The 14,851-nt window shown below is 33.1% G+C and carries 20 protein-coding genes and 1 riboswitch; of the genes, 13 read left to right on the forward strand and 7 right to left on the reverse strand.

What is annotated here, in order from left to right; all coding sequences use genetic code 11:
- The 3 genes from A9G38_RS12805 to A9G38_RS05260 all read left to right on the forward strand — a co-directional run.
- Positions 1-242: transposase (locus A9G38_RS12805; protein ID WP_065623162.1), on the forward strand; the 242-nt coding region annotated here is incomplete at its 5' end.
- Positions 243-253: 11 nt separating this feature from the next.
- A complete protein-coding gene (locus A9G38_RS12810) occupies positions 254-814 on the forward strand; it encodes a DDE-type integrase/transposase/recombinase (RefSeq protein ID WP_162162652.1) in 561 nt (186 codons plus the stop codon).
- 125 nt (positions 815-939) lie between these two features.
- The gene (locus A9G38_RS05260; protein WP_034912443.1) at positions 940-1,371 is read left to right on the forward strand and encodes an IS3 family transposase; all 432 of its coding nucleotides are present in this window, start codon (positions 940-942) and stop codon (positions 1,369-1,371) included.
- A gap of 292 nt (positions 1,372-1,663) precedes the next feature.
- On the opposite strand, the gene A9G38_RS05265 is transcribed toward A9G38_RS05260, so the two are convergent.
- From A9G38_RS05265 to coaA, 6 genes are all read right to left on the reverse strand, one after another.
- Positions 1,664-2,959: a hypothetical protein gene (locus A9G38_RS05265; RefSeq protein WP_034912446.1), complete on the reverse strand. Its 1,296-nt coding sequence runs from the start codon at positions 2,957-2,959 to the stop codon at positions 1,664-1,666.
- A 438-nt stretch (positions 2,960-3,397) separates the two neighbouring features.
- Entirely contained in the window at positions 3,398-4,078 is a 681-nt protein-coding gene (locus A9G38_RS05270; RefSeq protein WP_051634230.1) for a 7-cyano-7-deazaguanine/7-aminomethyl-7-deazaguanine transporter, read from the reverse strand.
- Positions 4,079-4,125: 47 nt separating this feature from the next.
- Entirely contained in the window at positions 4,126-4,782 is a 657-nt protein-coding gene (queC, locus tag A9G38_RS05275) for a 7-cyano-7-deazaguanine synthase QueC (RefSeq protein WP_034912449.1), read from the reverse strand.
- A gap of 26 nt (positions 4,783-4,808) precedes the next feature.
- Positions 4,809-5,282, reverse strand: a complete 474-nt coding sequence (queF, locus tag A9G38_RS05280) for a preQ(1) synthase (protein WP_034912452.1) — start codon at positions 5,280-5,282, stop codon at positions 4,809-4,811.
- A 3-nt stretch (positions 5,283-5,285) separates the two neighbouring features.
- Positions 5,286-5,330: riboswitch (PreQ1 riboswitch) on the reverse strand.
- A 165-nt stretch (positions 5,331-5,495) separates the two neighbouring features.
- Complete coding sequence (locus tag A9G38_RS05285) at positions 5,496-5,945, reverse strand: DUF1090 domain-containing protein (RefSeq protein ID WP_034912454.1); 450 nt, start codon at positions 5,943-5,945, stop codon at positions 5,496-5,498.
- 18 nt (positions 5,946-5,963) lie between these two features.
- Positions 5,964-6,899: a type I pantothenate kinase gene (gene coaA, locus A9G38_RS05290; RefSeq protein WP_034912457.1), complete on the reverse strand. Its 936-nt coding sequence runs from the start codon at positions 6,897-6,899 to the stop codon at positions 5,964-5,966.
- Between the two features lie 168 nt (positions 6,900-7,067).
- On the opposite strand from coaA, the gene yihI reads away from it, so the two are divergent.
- The 4 genes from yihI (at position 7,068) to A9G38_RS05310 (ending at position 10,266) form a co-directional block, all read left to right on the forward strand.
- The gene (gene yihI / locus A9G38_RS05295; protein ID WP_034912460.1) at positions 7,068-7,562 is read left to right on the forward strand and encodes a Der GTPase-activating protein YihI; all 495 of its coding nucleotides are present in this window, start codon (positions 7,068-7,070) and stop codon (positions 7,560-7,562) included.
- A 325-nt stretch (positions 7,563-7,887) separates the two neighbouring features.
- Positions 7,888-9,258 carry an oxygen-independent coproporphyrinogen III oxidase gene (hemN, locus tag A9G38_RS05300; RefSeq protein ID WP_034912464.1) on the forward strand — a complete coding sequence of 457 codons (1,371 nt, stop codon included), beginning with the start codon at positions 7,888-7,890 and terminating at the stop codon, positions 9,256-9,258.
- 208 nt (positions 9,259-9,466) lie between these two features.
- Complete coding sequence (locus A9G38_RS05305) at positions 9,467-9,796, forward strand: hypothetical protein (RefSeq protein WP_141670997.1); 330 nt, start codon at positions 9,467-9,469, stop codon at positions 9,794-9,796.
- Positions 9,766-10,266: a hypothetical protein gene (locus A9G38_RS05310; RefSeq protein WP_034912470.1), complete on the forward strand. Its 501-nt coding sequence runs from the start codon at positions 9,766-9,768 to the stop codon at positions 10,264-10,266. The genes A9G38_RS05305 and A9G38_RS05310 overlap by 31 nt, the downstream gene beginning before the upstream one ends.
- Positions 10,267-10,376: 110 nt before the next feature.
- Here A9G38_RS05310 and rsmC read toward each other — a convergent pair whose 3' ends face one another.
- Entirely contained in the window at positions 10,377-11,417 is a 1,041-nt protein-coding gene (gene rsmC, locus A9G38_RS05315; RefSeq protein WP_034912473.1) for a 16S rRNA (guanine(1207)-N(2))-methyltransferase RsmC, read from the reverse strand.
- A gap of 88 nt (positions 11,418-11,505) precedes the next feature.
- Here rsmC and A9G38_RS05320 point away from each other — a divergent pair, with 88 nt between their 5' ends.
- The 6 genes from A9G38_RS05320 (at position 11,506) to cyaY (ending at position 14,798) form a co-directional block, all read left to right on the forward strand.
- Positions 11,506-11,913, forward strand: coding sequence for a DNA polymerase III subunit psi (locus A9G38_RS05320; RefSeq protein ID WP_080702338.1), 408 nt, complete (start codon positions 11,506-11,508; stop codon positions 11,911-11,913).
- The gene (gene rimI, locus A9G38_RS05325; RefSeq protein WP_034912486.1) at positions 11,882-12,343 is read left to right on the forward strand and encodes a ribosomal protein S18-alanine N-acetyltransferase; all 462 of its coding nucleotides are present in this window, start codon (positions 11,882-11,884) and stop codon (positions 12,341-12,343) included. The genes A9G38_RS05320 and rimI overlap by 32 nt, the downstream gene beginning before the upstream one ends.
- Positions 12,344-12,378: 35 nt before the next feature.
- Positions 12,379-12,999 (forward strand): thiamine diphosphokinase, encoded by a 621-nt coding sequence (locus A9G38_RS05330; RefSeq protein ID WP_034912490.1) that lies wholly within the window; start codon positions 12,379-12,381, stop codon positions 12,997-12,999.
- An 89-nt stretch (positions 13,000-13,088) separates the two neighbouring features.
- Entirely contained in the window at positions 13,089-13,874 is a 786-nt protein-coding gene (locus A9G38_RS05335; protein WP_034912492.1) for a hypothetical protein, read from the forward strand.
- Positions 13,875-14,387 (forward strand): surface-adhesin E family protein, encoded by a 513-nt coding sequence (locus A9G38_RS05340; RefSeq protein WP_034912497.1) that lies wholly within the window; start codon positions 13,875-13,877, stop codon positions 14,385-14,387.
- Between the two features lie 99 nt (positions 14,388-14,486).
- Positions 14,487-14,798 (forward strand): iron donor protein CyaY, encoded by a 312-nt coding sequence (gene cyaY / locus A9G38_RS05345; protein WP_034912502.1) that lies wholly within the window; start codon positions 14,487-14,489, stop codon positions 14,796-14,798.
- The last annotated feature ends 53 nt before the right edge of the window (positions 14,799-14,851 follow it).

Consider the following 14,851-nt stretch of genomic DNA (forward strand, 5'->3'; position numbering starts at 1 on the left):
TGGATTATGCGTTATCTAATGCACACCTTTCTATCAGCGAACTTGCCAACCATCTAGGTGTGGGTAAATCAACCCTAGATAAATGGATTAGGCAACTTTCCCCGAATAAAACTAGCCGTCGAGAGTTAACCGCTGAGCAACAGCGGATTATGGCGTTAGAAAAAGAGATTAAAGAACTGAAAATGGCCAATGATATACTAAAAAAGGCGCATGTGCATATCATCAACAATCCAAGTCGATGAAGTACACTTATATGAAAAATCATTTAACCTGCTATCCCGTTACTAGGATATGCCGATTACTTGGTGTCAGTTCATCAGGTTATTATGCTTGGTTAAAAAGAGCAAACAAATCCGCCAAACTCAGCGAGTATATCCAAAAGCAGTATTGGCAACATAAAGCCCGTTTGGGTGCGCTAAGCCTGCTTCATGATGTTAGGGATACAGGCTATTTAGTGTGTAATACATTAAAGCAAACTTTGTTTCGGCGTCACTTTCCTAAAAATGTCTTCATTCATAGTGACCAAAGAATTCAATATTCCAGTGCTGATTTCAAGCAATTATTGTTACAATATGGACTAAGGCAAAGCATGAGTCAAAGAGGAAACTGCTTTGATAATGCTGTTGTTGAAAGTTTTTTCATACACTCAAACCCCATATTATTCATTGTTGTTACTATAAAACGAGGATGCAGGCTAATAAAGCACTATTTGAATATATTGAAATCTATTATAATCGTATTCGTTGTCATTCAGCCAAAGGCTAGATATCGCCGCAGCAATATGAATAGCAATTTTACCAAAACAATAAAATGATAGCGGTGGGCACTGTCTAATATTTTTGCAAAGATCAATTATTACTTTGATAAAAGAAGTATCTAAGAAAAATGTTCAGCATAGAATGAATCGAAATACTAACTAGAGGCAAAGATTAACGCAAAGTGAACTTGAGAACATTCAATGTGATAGAGGACTTTAATCGTGAGGCGCTAGACATTGATATTGCAGTCAGTTTACCGGCAGAAAGAATTACCCGTTACTTAGATAAACTGGCCGAATATCATGGATATCCATTAAAAATACGGGTCGATAATGGACCAGAATTTACAGGAAAAACCTTTATAAACTGGGCTAAATCACATGATATAGTCATTGATTATATAAAGCCCGGTAGCTATTATCAAAATGGCTATATTGAACGATTTAATCGTACCTATCGTACTGAAGTACTCGATTTATATCTTTTTAACAACTTAGCACAAGCAAGGAGAATAACTGAAGAATGGTTAATGATTTATAATACCGAAAGACCGCATGAGGCATTAAATAACATGACACCGATTGAGTATAAAACACTAAAACAGGCAGTATGATTTTCTACGTGAGTTGTGTACTAAGTTTGGGGGATTTACAGTTCTTTGGTTGATTATTCTCTATTTACATATAAACTTCCCACAGTTCAAGGATTAAGAACTAAACACTAAGGTACGGTGCAAACAGCATAGCCACCTCCAGAGGTGCCCCACTGATCCACATAACCATTACGGTGAATATATAAGTGAGTTGTATTTGATACCGCATCATTCGTCCAAATATCACCACGACCAAAACCTGCTACATCACCGTAATAGGATACATCACTCCATTCACTTAAAAATCCTGCCCCTATTGACGTTGGTAATATAAGCTACCGGACGACGGCGTGGAGCCATCTATGCCGCTTATACATGGAAAATAAGCATTATTTACACCACATTTCGCATTGCTTAAATCTCTTATCTTCGAAAAACGATAACCCAAACTACTACACCAAGTTGCTTGCTCAGGAACAGTAGTATATTTTTCTCCCCGATGGACAAACCACTGCTTTAGCTCAAATCCATATTTAACAACCACACCACTACTATTCTTCCCTTCCAACACAAATAGTTGCGGCAAAAATGGCACAGCAAGTCGGCTAGGATTACTCGATTGTATTTGGGTATTATTCGCCCTAGGGCCATTTAACGTTACTCGCGTTACGTTTTTGGATTTATTTGTAATCCAATCATCATATGTAGTAATGCCCGTGCACCATCGGCATGGAATGGTGAATGAGTCTGAACGAGGTTTTACCCATTTCACTGTTGCTGTTATCTCTCCTTGAGTTTCTGAAGACCAGGTCAACTGACTTGCATCTACCCCACCTATATCCAAATCAAAATATAATCCATCAGCCCCCGTAGTAGGAAAATTAAGGTTATAAGAAGATGGATTAATTGACTGTGTTAAAAAACCTTTAGTAGGATCCCATATACTAGATGGACCCGCAAAGCGAGGATTATCTCCAGCAAAATTAGTACCACCAAATATCAAACGAGGCCTTACATAGCAAACTTTAGGCTGCTGTGAATTTGGGTTGATATAATATGACACCGTATTTCCGTTTAAAGTACTTCTATTTGGCACACCATACTTTGTTTCTAAAGTAGCATCCGTACTACTTAATGTTATCCTATAAGGTGCATTACAAATATCTAATATATCACTGCGACTAACGGCATTACTATTTTTATCAGTAAACGATACTGATACATTGCCTGTCGCAGTGACACTATGAGCTCCCTGTCCATCTGCATCATCATCTCCCCATTTACCTTGTGTCACTAAGTCATTTATATTTATTGAGTCGCTTGATGACGGAACTATCATTTCAATATTAGCAAGTGTATCACCTGCATTAGGTAAATGAATTGGCGTCATCACTGAGTTATTATTTTGTGGAGTGAGAACTTGACCGTCCGATAACTTAATACTTATTAAATCATCAGTTGTAGTTAATTTAGTGACGCCACCATCAAGCGTCAAATACGGTGCAGAGCCGTTAATAACCTGTGAGGTCCGAGCTAACAACGCCTGCGAACTCACTGAATATGGCAATAACAACAATGGTGCAAAAACTATGGCTAATTTGGATAACAAGTTGGAAATCGACGGCAATCTTGGCGATTTCGCTAGATTTGATAATAAAAAGCAAAATGGAGTTTGTTTTTGATTACGGTAAAACTTAAATAGATTTAAGGTATAGCACTGCCAATGCCTGTTATTATCTAACCTCCTGTTAATTTGTGTTTTATTTTTATAGTTGTTTATTTTTTAATGAGCTGCGTTTTGCCATAAAATAATCAAAATTATAGCTAACTAAATACTAAAGCGCCAGTTTTTGGCAAAATTTTCTAAAAACCTAGCACAGAATGCAGAATGAAGCCTTCGGCAGCCCGACGCAGGATAAAAGGCTATATTGACCTTTGAGTGTTGTGAAATATTAATGTATTTTTCAATATTAAACATAAAACTCATCAAAAAAATAAATGAGTTTATGTTTATTTAGGTGAGTAACTAAAATTTAGATTTTAATGATTAATTGTTTTTAGGCATTGCAACTACCTTTTTTAGGATAAAATTGAGAATGACACCATAAAGTGGCAAAAAGAATAATCCGCAAATTAGAATTTTAAAACTATAGTCCATTAACGAAATTTCGATCCAATGATTTGCCATAAATTCATCGTTACTTTGATAAAATGCGATAGCAAAAAAAACAATAGTATCAATACCATTACCAAATATTGCTGATGCTGTTGGGGCAACCCACCATGATTTGTTTTTTCTTAAATAGTTAAAAACAGTAATATCCATTAGTTGTCCAACTAAATAAGCGGCAAAACTAGCCAATGCAATTCGAAATACGAAGCTATTAAATTCCGTCAATGCTGATAATCCAATCCAATGGGTTTCAAAAAATAGTACCGAAATCAGGTATGAAAATAACAATGCAGGAATCATTACAACAAAAATGATTTTTCTGGCTAAACTAGCACCATAAATTCGAATAGTCAGATCGGTAGTTAAAAAGATAAACGGAAAAGTGAATGCCCCCCAAGTTGTTTGAAAACCAAAAATTTCGAATGGGATTTGGACTAAATAATTGCTTGAAGCAATAACCAATATGTGAAAAAAAGCCAACCAGTAAAGCGCTTTTTGCTTTTGTTTACGGGTAAAACTTTTTTCTATCAATTCTGAATGAGCATTTAAGTACATCTTTTTTCCTTTTTAATGGGGGTGAGAGAACCCAATGATGAATGAATTTATTTAGCTTGAGCCATATATTCTTGTAGGCCCTTATTGCGCAATAAACAACTTGGACACTTACCACATCCCCCTTCAACACCGTAATAACAGGTATGGGTATGTTTTTGGACATAATCAAGATAACCTAGTTTATCAGCCATTTCCCACGTTTGCGCTTTTGTCAAATACATCAGTGGCGTGATGAGATTAAACGCATAGTCCATAGCTAAATTCATTGATACATTCATTGATTTAATAAAGACATCACGGCAATCTGGATAACCACTAAAATCGGTTTCACAAACTCCAATAATAATGTCAGAAATTCCTTGTTGCTTAGCATGACAGCCAGCCAAAAGTAAAAAAAGCATATTACGCCCATCAACAAAGGTATTGGGGTAATCACCATCTTGAGCTGCTTTAATTTCTTGAGCGTCATCAATCAACGCATTATTTGTAGTTTGTTTGATAACTGAAGTATCAATAACAGTTTGTTTAATAACAAGATCATCAGCGATCCATTTGGCTTTTTCAAGCTCTATTACGTGGCGTTGACCATAGCGAAAACTGATTGCCTGAACGTTTTCACGTCCATAATCAGCAATGGCTTGCAGTAAGCAGGTGGTTGAGTCTTGCCCACCAGAAAATATAACTAGTGCTTTACGAGTTTGCATTAATGTTCCTATTGAGGTAGATTAAATTAGCGATTATCCACTTTTTCTGGATACATGTCGTGATTGGCTAATCGATTAGCCGCAACTTGTTCCCAATGAGTACCCGATTTGCCATAATTGGCATAAGGATCAATCGAAATGCCGCCACGAGGTGTAAATTTCCCCCAGACTTCGATATATTTAGGATCCATTAATTTAATAAGATCTTTCATAATGATATTAATACAATCTTCGTGGTAATCGCCATGATTCCGAAAGCTGAACAGATAAAGTTTTAACGATTTACTTTCGACCATTTTAATATTGGGTACGTACGAAATATAAATTGTCGCAAAATCAGGTTGCCCCGTGATAGGACAAAGACTAGTAAACTCTGGGCAATTAAATTTAACAAAATAATCGTTATTCGGATGTTTATTATCGAACGTTTCGAGTATTTCAGGACAATAGGTTGTTGGATAGCGAACAGACTGATCGCCTAGTAGTGTAATTTTACTCATTATTTTTCCTTAGTTTTTTAGCGTGGGAGGTTCACGAACCACGTAACAAGGTGCACACCATACTCTTTTTGCTTTAAAAAGTCTAGTATGACAATAGATTTATAAAAAATGTAAAACTAACACCGTCAACAATAACTATTGATGGTGTTAATAATAAAATATCGTTGAAGAGTAAATAAATCAAGAATCGGGAAATACTCTGCCTGTTATCGTTTATTTCGCTCCCAATTCTTTATAAAAATCAGATAATTTAGATTTAGCTTCATTAAGTTCTTTTTCAGCATCAGCTAATTTTGTTTGTTGTTTGACAATTTTCTGTTCATTATCTTTATCTTTCGCTTTCGCTTTTGATTTTGCTTGTTCTAATTCTTTAGTTCTTTCAGCCACTTTATTTGATTTTTCGTTAATCTCTTTTTTATATTTGGCTTCTAAATCATCATTTGAACAATGCTTATTTAAGTTACGTAATGCTTTTTCAAGCCCTTGGATTTGATGAGAATTATTATTTTTTTTAGCATAATCAATCTGTTTTTCAATAGCCTGTTTTTTGCTTTCACACGTAAGTCCCTTTAGTTGTTCATTTGAAGCATAAGCACCAAATGATAATGAGATAGCTAACGTAATGACACTCAATTTACTTACTAACCGAATTACTGATTTCATACGAATTTTTCCTTAATTTTATTTTCTTAATTGAACACAATTGACTTTATGATCTTTACCTTTAGTTAGAATAAGGTTCGCTCGTTCTTTTGTAGGTAAAATATTTTCAACTAAATTTAATTCATTAATTTCTCGCCAAATACGGTTAGCAATATTTGTAGCTTCATGTTCTGGAAGTTTTGAGTAGTGATTAAAATAAGAGTTAGGATCGCTAAATGCACCCTCCCTAAATTTTAAAAACCGATTTACATACCAATCATGTAATAATGACATATCAGCATCAACATAAATTGAAAAATCGACATAATCCGAAACAAAAACTCGGTTATTCGCTTGTGGATAATTCAGTGTACTTTGCAGTACATTCAAACCTTCAAGAATCAAAATGTCAGGACTATCAATAACGATTTCTTCATCTTCGACAATATCATAAACTAAATGAGAATAAACTGGTGCTTTAACTTGTGCCTGTCCTGATTTTATATCAGCAACAAAATTAAGCAATTTTTTTATATCGTAAGACTGAGGAAACCCTTTTTTATTCATTATTCCATGTTCTTCAAGATATCTATTTGGATATAAAAAACCATCAGTTGTTACCAAAGATACTTTGCGATGTTCAGGCCAACGGGTTAATAATGCTTGTAGTACTCTAGCGGTAGTACTTTTACCTACAGCAACACTGCCTGCAATACCAATAATGTAAGGTGTTTTTTGACTTTTACCTAAGAATTTAGATAAAATAGCTTGCCGATTAAAATTATTGCTGATGTAATAATTAAGTAATCTAGATAAAGGTAAATAAATTTCACTCACTTCATCCATGGATAAATCTTCATTAATACCTTGTAACGAAACTAATTCTTCTGCTGTTAAAGTCATTGGTACCGTATTACGTAAGCTAGCCCATTCTTGACGATTGAATTTCAGATAAGGGCTTAAGTGATTTTTCATTTTATTGTTCTCTAATTCGGTCTAACAAATTTATTCGGCTCAGATTATACATAAATTTATTTTTTTACAATCTTAAATTAGCATGACGTCTTCATCATAGCTATATTTTGGACTTACTGATAAAATACGTTTGTAAAATGATTAACCCTAATATTAGACAGAGATTTTATGTTAAAAAATAAATCAAAACAGAAAGCTAAAAAAAGCCGTCAAGAGATTAATGAAGAATCTCGGGAACTGAAGCGTAAACGCAAACACAAAGGTTTACCAAGTGGCTCTCGCTTTAATAAACTAAATAATAATAAAAATTCGACAAAAACAACCAAAGATCCAAGAGTGGGGAGCAAAAAACCTATTTCTTTAATTGTTGAAGATTCTAACAATATAGAAAAACCTGTTAAACAATCTAAAACAATTAAAACGATTTTATCACCTCAACAAGAATTAGAACAATTAGAGAACGATCCAAAATTAGATATGTTACTTGATCTAGTCGAGCAAAAAGCCAAACTCACTAAAGATCAACAAATTTATCTTGATAGCAAATTGAATCGTATCGATGAACTGATGCAAGAGCTTGGTTATACTGATGACGACTTTGATGATTTTGATGAATTAGACGAAAAGAAAGAAGATATTGTTAGTTTATTAAAACGAAACTAATAATAGGAAAATATAATTAGCAATCGTGATAGTATGTGTCTTGATATGAGTAGGAATATCATCCAAAAGTAATATTCCTACTGATAATTTAAACTTAGAATCCATTACTTTTATTCAGTCAATTAATAATTAAAAGTGAGCAATTCATAGTGCCAATATTAATTATGTTAAGTTTATATTTTGGGTTATTGATTTGCACATTGTTATATTTAAATAAAACTAATCGAATCAAAATTAAAACCAAAATCAAGAACCAACAAAAAGAAATAGTAAAAAATCATAAAAATAACAACACTAAAGATAGACATAAGCGGAAGTAAAAAGCATGACTGATACGCAATTATGGGATCAAGCGTTAATTGAAAAATATAATTATTCTGGCCCAAGATATACCTCTTACCCTACTGCACTTGAATTTAACGAAAAATTTAATGAGCAAGAATTTTTATCGGCGGCAACTCGTTATCCCACAAAACCGTTATCGCTTTATGTGCATATTCCGTTTTGTCATAAGCTTTGTTATTTCTGTGGTTGTAATAAGCTTATTACTCGCCAAACACAAAAAGTTACCAAATACCTTGACATTTTAGATATTGAAATTGCCGAACGCGCAAAATTATTTAAACATCGCGCGGTAACACAAATGCACTGGGGAGGAGGTACACCAACTTTTTTAAACGATGCTGAAATTACTCGATTGATTACCTCGTTAAAAAAGCATTTTAATTTTGTTGCTAATGCCGAACTATCCATCGAAATTGATCCGCGTGAAATAACACCACAAACAATTGACCATTTAGCAAGTGTTGGTTTTAATAGGCTAAGTATGGGAATTCAAGATTTTAATCACGAAATCCAAAGCCTAATTAATCGTGAACAAGATGAAACATTAATACGGTCTCTTATTAATCAAGCACGTAAAAATAATTTTCACTCAATTAGTTTAGATTTAATTTATGGCCTACCAAAACAAACCATTGAAAGTTTTGCCGAAACGCTCAATAAAGTGATTGATATTTCTCCCGATCGTTTAAGTGTATTTAATTATGCCCACTTACCAAGCCGTTTTGCTGCCCAACGAAAAATTAAAGATGATGATTTGCCTAATGCCAATCAAAAATTGCAGATCCTACAAACTAGCATTAAAAAGTTAACCAAAGCTGGTTATCACTTTATCGGTATGGATCATTTTGCTAAGCCCTCTGATGAATTAGCTATTGCTCAACAAGAAAATAAATTGCATCGTAATTTTCAGGGGTATACAACTCAAGGCGATGCTGATTTACTTGGACTTGGTGTGTCGGCCATTAGTATGTTAGGTGATAGTTATGCGCAAAATCAAAAAGATCTAAAAATCTATCAAACTCAGGTTGAGCAAAAAGGACATGGATTATGGAAAGGATTCACCTTAAATCGTGACGATAAGATTCGTCGTGATGTGATAAAACAGCTTATCTGCCATTTTCATTTAGATAAAAATGTTATTGAACAACAATACCAAATTCAATTTGATGATTATTTTGCTGAAGATTTAAAATTACTGGCGCCATTGCAAAAAGATGGATTAGTGACAATCAATAACAATATAATCGAAGTCCAACCTAAAGGACATTTATTGATACGCAATATTTGTATGTGCTTTGATATTTATATGCGAAAAATGGCAAGGCAGCAGCAGTTTTCTAGGGTTATTTAATTTGAAGTCGTTTGTCAAATTGCTGTAAACAATATGAGTAATTCCTACAAAGTAAATATTATGTTAATATTTAGTCTAATTTAATAAAAAATAACAAATAAATTATTTGTTTTATTGTGATTAAAGGTTAGCTTTTAAATTCACAATTTTAGCCTTTAGACATGAAATTTTTATTTTTAATAAGAAGTATATTGATAAAATGGCATTGATGAATAAATTAGTAGAAGTATTTCCAACTCGCCCTTTAAAAGTCATGAAGTTAAAGCAAGAAAGCTCATTACATCAAATAAGAAGATTACTTGCAGCAATACTTCTCTTTGCGTTAGCTTTATTTATGGCCATAAGAAATTATCCTGGATTAATTGATGATTATAAAATATCACAGAATCCAGTTGTGGTTGACTATGATGTAGAAGGAACATGTCGTGCAAGACGTATGGTTGATAACTGTTCAGTAAAAATTACCACTGATACAGGACAAGTTATTAAGCGTGATTATACTTTCATTTGGGGAAAAAAGGAAATTATCAAGTTGTAACTGTCGCTTCAACCGATGATCCATCACTAGTAACAATCAATTTAGCTATTGATAATATGCGGACTGTATTTTTGACTACTACTGGTCTTATTCTTTTGTTGTTGTTGGTTACATGGATGAGTTTAGGATGTTTCTTAAGAACACATAAAATGATAAAAGTTATCAAGGAAATTAACGGGCAAAAATTAACACCTGTTATTGTACCAGTTGAACTAGTCTCTTATGGTAAAATAATAACTGCCTTATATCGTGCAAGCAATGCACAAGGAATAAATGCTAAATATGCAGCCAATTTTAATAAAGACTCAAACGGTGGACCAATCATTATAGGTGATAAGATTAGAAATAAATGTAATGTGTTGGCCGTAGTTGGAGAAAGCAACTCTGTTCCTATTCTTCTTGACCAAGAATTTATGCGCTGTGATTTTACCTATAATGAAATGCAGGCATTAAAAGAAGCTCTCTCTTAATCCAGATATGATATCAAGAATAGTGAAATCAGTTTGTTTTTAAATATTTAAATTTTATACCTAGGGCGATAACATCGCCCTATTTTTTTAAACAAAATAAACAGCACTTATTAATGGCTTGCTAGATAAACCTTAAATTTCGTCGTTTGGGCAATCACTTCAACGCTTTTGAATGTTTCATCTAAAATGGTTTGATACGGTAAAAATGAATTTGCCACAATGCACAAATAACCATTTAATTTTAGGTGTTTTTTTGCTTCTTTGATTAACGTATTAACAGCCGTGTAATCAGTTTGTTTACCATCATGAAAAGGTGGATTCGAAACAATAAGATGATATTTATCATTTAGATTTGAAAAAACGTCACTCGCTACTACTGTGGCATTAACATGATTATGGTTTAACGTGGCTTTACTTGATTCAATTGCTGCACAGCTTACATCAGATAACGTTAGTGCTATATCAGGGTTTAATTTACCTAGCACCGTGGACAAAATGCCCGAACCACATCCCACATCTAATACATTACCTTTAATAATATCAGTACGATCCATCAATGCATTTAACAGTAATTCACTACCAGCATCTAACCCTTTTTGGCTAAAAACACCAGGTAAGCTTTTGATTTCAATATTCTGATTTTCAATAGTTAAATGATAACTTAACCACCATTCATCAAGATCAAATGCTAAACGGCTATCTGCATGAAAATGATATAAACCACAACGTCTCGCGCTATCGATTTTTTGAATTGTACCAAAATCACTCAATAAAGCTTCCACGCTTTTTACACCTGTTCTATTTTCACCTATGATAAAAATATCACTGTCTTTTGGCATATTATGTAATAAATAAGAAAGCTGAAATTGTGCTTCGTTTTTAGTTTTTGACCAATAGTAAATCAACGTATTCATTCCAACGTAAAAATCCGCTTCGGGCAATAATGAAAAATAGGTGTAATTGCCTCGTGCACTAGCTTTTAGACGTAAATAAGTATGAAATTGTGTGCAATGAATCTTAACTTGATTTGCCGACATAATAGATGGATAACTATCCTGAATATCACCAGCTATCAACACATTTTTATCGTTAAAAAATGTTTGGTGACGCTCAAGTACTTGACTTGCTGGAGTAAAAGCAGATGTTGCCATATTTCCTCAATGAAAAACCTTTATAAATTGATGCATTGATTATACAATTAACTATCTTTAATCTCTAATAAAAAACAGTAAGTCAATAATGACACAGCAAGATTGGTACCTAAAACAGTGCAATATAACTCAATACGTTTTGAGGAATGCTAATGTTTTCAAAGGTGAAATAGCGTCACAAATAAGTGAAGAAATTAGAATGATTGTAGTTGCAGAACAAAAACCAACACAAAAAATCTATTATGATATTTTAAATGCTATCCATCTAACTGAAGAACAAGTATTGTTTTTAACTCCACAACAATTAATTATTCCTGCTCATGAAATTAAAACAGTAATTTGGTTTATTGATATTACCTTGGATGAGTCATGGGTTAACCCATTAACTATTCAAACAACCAGTTTAAATCAGCTTGCAAAAGCACCACAACAAAAACGCCTACTATGGCAACAATTATGTCAATATGAAAACTATTTCCATCCTCACAGAACATGATTTAAAAAAAGCTTTTGAATTAGAAAAGATTTGCCATGCAATTCCTTGGTCAAAACAAACATTCCTTTCAAACCAAGGTGAGCATTATCTCAATTTTAAAATAACGATTAATAACCAAATAGTTGGGTTTTGTATTTGCCAACATGTAGTAGATGAAGCAAATTTATTTAACATTGCAATACATCCCGATTTTAGAAAGCAAGGACTAGCAAGAGAGCTGCTTAACCATTTAATAGATGCGTTAATTAAGATAAAATCGCCCTGCCCAATCTCAACACTTTGGCTTGAAGTCAGACAATCAAATACGGCAGCAATTAAGCTATATCACACGCTGGGATTTAACCAAATAACGATTAGAAAAAATTATTACCCAACAACTAATGGTAAACAAGAAGACGCTATTATCATGGCATATACGTTAGCTTTATGATTCACCAATAAGATTAGCAAAAGGAAAAAAGTGTAATGTCACAAAATAGAGCTTTACTCTTTATCAATGGCGAGCCACCACAACATGACTTTCACCATTTGGATAATTATGCTTATATTGCTTGCACAGATGGGGCTTACCATAATTATCTGTCGACTTTGTCAATCGAACCAAACTTTATTATTGGCGATTTAGATAGCTATAATCCTAACAAAGCAATTCCACCTAAAACTCAAATTATTCATACACCTGACCAAAATAAAACTGATTTTGAAAAAGCAATTTTGTTTTTAGCAGGTAAAGGGGTGAAAGCATTTGATGTTTATGGTGCTAGTGGTCATGCTAGTGATCACTTTTTGGGGAATATTTCTGTTGCAATAAGATATTATCATCAGTATCAAATTACCTTTTATGATAATTATTGCCATTTCTTTTTTGCCAAACATCATCAAGAAATAACCAATGTAAAAGATCATATTATTTCACTAATGCCATTTTCGAAAGTAACTGGTGTAACCATTACAGGCTTTCAATACCCCTTAATTGATGCCACATTATCGCTAGGAGGAGTTGTGAGTTTAAGAAACAAAGCGATTAGTGATTTGATTAAAATATCCTTTAAAAACGGTGATTTAATGGTCTTTGTTGAGAATTGAAATAATGTCAATTGACATTTATATTTACATTACTTTACAATCTTCCTTTACAAAAGAAGAAATATAATTGTGGTTCAAGGAAATTCGCCATGCTTCTCAAAAAAATTTCTGTGCTAGTTTGCGCATCATTCGTTTCTTGTGTATCTTTTGCCCAAACAAATAATATACAGGATGAAACAGATAAGGTAATTGATACATTTTTGCAATGTGATAATCAGTTTTTTGAACAATTATCTAAACACCAAGAGTCAATAAATCAATACGTTGATTTAGCAACCACTCCCGATAATGTAACTTATATTCCTGTTGAATCTATTCAAAAACCCGACAAAAATAAAGTCATGTTTAAAAAACCACTTAAGTATCATGGTTTAGAAATTGTTGGCTATCAAAATATTTATATTTCAACTACTTTATCTGGTCAGTTTCTTTATTGGGGATTTATCTTTGATAACAAGCAAGATGAAATTAAAAGTGCTTTAAGCAATATTAAATGGTTGCATTATAGCCAAAACACTTACATAGCAAATGCTAAAATTTATGATAAAAAATCAAAATCTAAAACATGGGAAGATGATATTTATGCCATCGATGGTGTTATTCCAAAGTTTGGTACAATTAATAAAGCACTTTATCTAGAATCTTCTGCTAATAATCAAAGTAGTATTTTTTGTTCTATTCAAGGCGATTTAGAAAAAGAAACAATTCTTACGGCTCGCCCAGATCTAAAACCAATCATCGAAAAACAAGAAGCTGAACTGCAAGAGCGAATTAAAGCAAACCAAGAAAAAATGCAAAAAGAAAAAGAAAAACAACAAAATCAATCACAAACTAATCCTACAGAAGCTAACTCAAAAGATGGAGAAAAAATTTAAATGAAAAAGGTCAATTTATTTTTAATTCTCTTTTCTTTTGCAGCATTCAGCCATGCCTCAGAGGAAAAAGCTAATATCGATACAAAAGCAAATGAAAATACTTCTGTTGAAAGTTTAAAAGATCCAAGAGTAGGAGAACAATTCATTCCAACATCAAAAACTAACGACAATAATACTATTGGCTATTCATTTTTAGATAGAAAATCGATCAACCTTCACCCTTTCAACTCCAAAATTCGTGTATTTAGTGAAGTGACTAATTATAGCCCAGCATTGGTACAAAAAAATGATGATGGTACAGAGACACCTTATCATTCCATAAGGATCGAATATTATGCCAATTGCGACAAAATGGAGTTAGCAAAAGGAAAGCTTAGAACAATCGAAAATAATTTTGGTGATGGAAAATTAGTCAACACAATTGAGATAGCAAACCGTTGGATAGCTATCACTCATGATAACGAGCAATATAAGCTACTTACTATTGCCTGTTCCTTACCACTCGCTAATTAGTAAATCAGTACCTACTTTTACTCTTGCCACCTTGCTGTGGCGGAGTATATTCATTTATGTTAATATCGCTCTATTATTTATTTGAATGAATATCTCTTTATGAATATCACACAATTTCATACCATTACCGAACAGTTATTCAACAAAATCGAACTATTCTTGGATAATTATGTAAATGAGCATGACATCGATTTAGATTATGAAACAAACGGCAATGTTATCACCATTAGTTTTCCCAATGGCAGTAAAATCATCATTAATACCCAAGAACCACTCTTTCAGGTATGGTTAGCCACTCAAAAACAAGGTTATCATTTTGATTACATCGATAATAATTGGATTTGTAATCGTACCGACAAGTCGTTTAATCAGATTTTTTCTGAATCTGTAAAAGAACAAGCTGAGCTATAATATATAAAAAATGGGAATTAGTTTAACAATTAATTCCCGTTCAAGAAAGTAGT

Origin of the sequence: Gilliamella sp. Imp1-1 (assembly GCF_001690415.1) — a bacterium.
GTDB classification, from domain to species: domain Bacteria; phylum Pseudomonadota; class Gammaproteobacteria; order Enterobacterales; family Orbaceae; genus Gilliamella; species Gilliamella bombi.

What these genes read in the sequence shown, in the direction of transcription:
- coaA (WP_034912457.1), bottom strand. Translation starts at nt 6,899, where the DNA reads ATGAAAAATCACTTAAGCCCTTATCTGAAATTCAATCGTCAAGAATGG.
- A9G38_RS05285 (WP_034912454.1), bottom strand. Translation starts at nt 5,945, where the DNA reads ATGAAATCAGTAATTCGGTTAGTAAGTAAATTGAGTGTCATTACGTTA.
- rsmC (WP_034912473.1), bottom strand. Translation starts at nt 11,417, where the DNA reads ATGGCAACATCTGCTTTTACTCCAGCAAGTCAAGTACTTGAGCGTCAC.
- queF (WP_034912452.1), bottom strand. Translation starts at nt 5,282, where the DNA reads ATGAGTAAAATTACACTACTAGGCGATCAGTCTGTTCGCTATCCAACA.
- hemN (WP_034912464.1), top strand. Translation starts at nt 7,888, where the DNA reads ATGACTGATACGCAATTATGGGATCAAGCGTTAATTGAAAAATATAAT.
- A9G38_RS12810 (WP_162162652.1), top strand. Translation starts at nt 254, where the DNA reads ATGAAAAATCATTTAACCTGCTATCCCGTTACTAGGATATGCCGATTA.
- A9G38_RS05335 (WP_034912492.1), top strand. Translation starts at nt 13,089, where the DNA reads ATGCTTCTCAAAAAAATTTCTGTGCTAGTTTGCGCATCATTCGTTTCT.
- rimI (WP_034912486.1), top strand. Translation starts at nt 11,882, where the DNA reads ATGAAAACTATTTCCATCCTCACAGAACATGATTTAAAAAAAGCTTTT.
- yihI (WP_034912460.1), top strand. Translation starts at nt 7,068, where the DNA reads ATGTTAAAAAATAAATCAAAACAGAAAGCTAAAAAAAGCCGTCAAGAG.
- A9G38_RS05330 (WP_034912490.1), top strand. Translation starts at nt 12,379, where the DNA reads ATGTCACAAAATAGAGCTTTACTCTTTATCAATGGCGAGCCACCACAA.
- A9G38_RS05270 (WP_051634230.1), bottom strand. Translation starts at nt 4,078, where the DNA reads ATGTACTTAAATGCTCATTCAGAATTGATAGAAAAAAGTTTTACCCGT.
- queC (WP_034912449.1), bottom strand. Translation starts at nt 4,782, where the DNA reads ATGCAAACTCGTAAAGCACTAGTTATATTTTCTGGTGGGCAAGACTCA.
- A9G38_RS05305 (WP_141670997.1), top strand. Translation starts at nt 9,467, where the DNA reads ATGAATAAATTAGTAGAAGTATTTCCAACTCGCCCTTTAAAAGTCATG.
- A9G38_RS05340 (WP_034912497.1), top strand. Translation starts at nt 13,875, where the DNA reads ATGAAAAAGGTCAATTTATTTTTAATTCTCTTTTCTTTTGCAGCATTC.
- cyaY (WP_034912502.1), top strand. Translation starts at nt 14,487, where the DNA reads ATGAATATCACACAATTTCATACCATTACCGAACAGTTATTCAACAAA.
- A9G38_RS05320 (WP_080702338.1), top strand. Translation starts at nt 11,506, where the DNA reads ATGACACAGCAAGATTGGTACCTAAAACAGTGCAATATAACTCAATAC.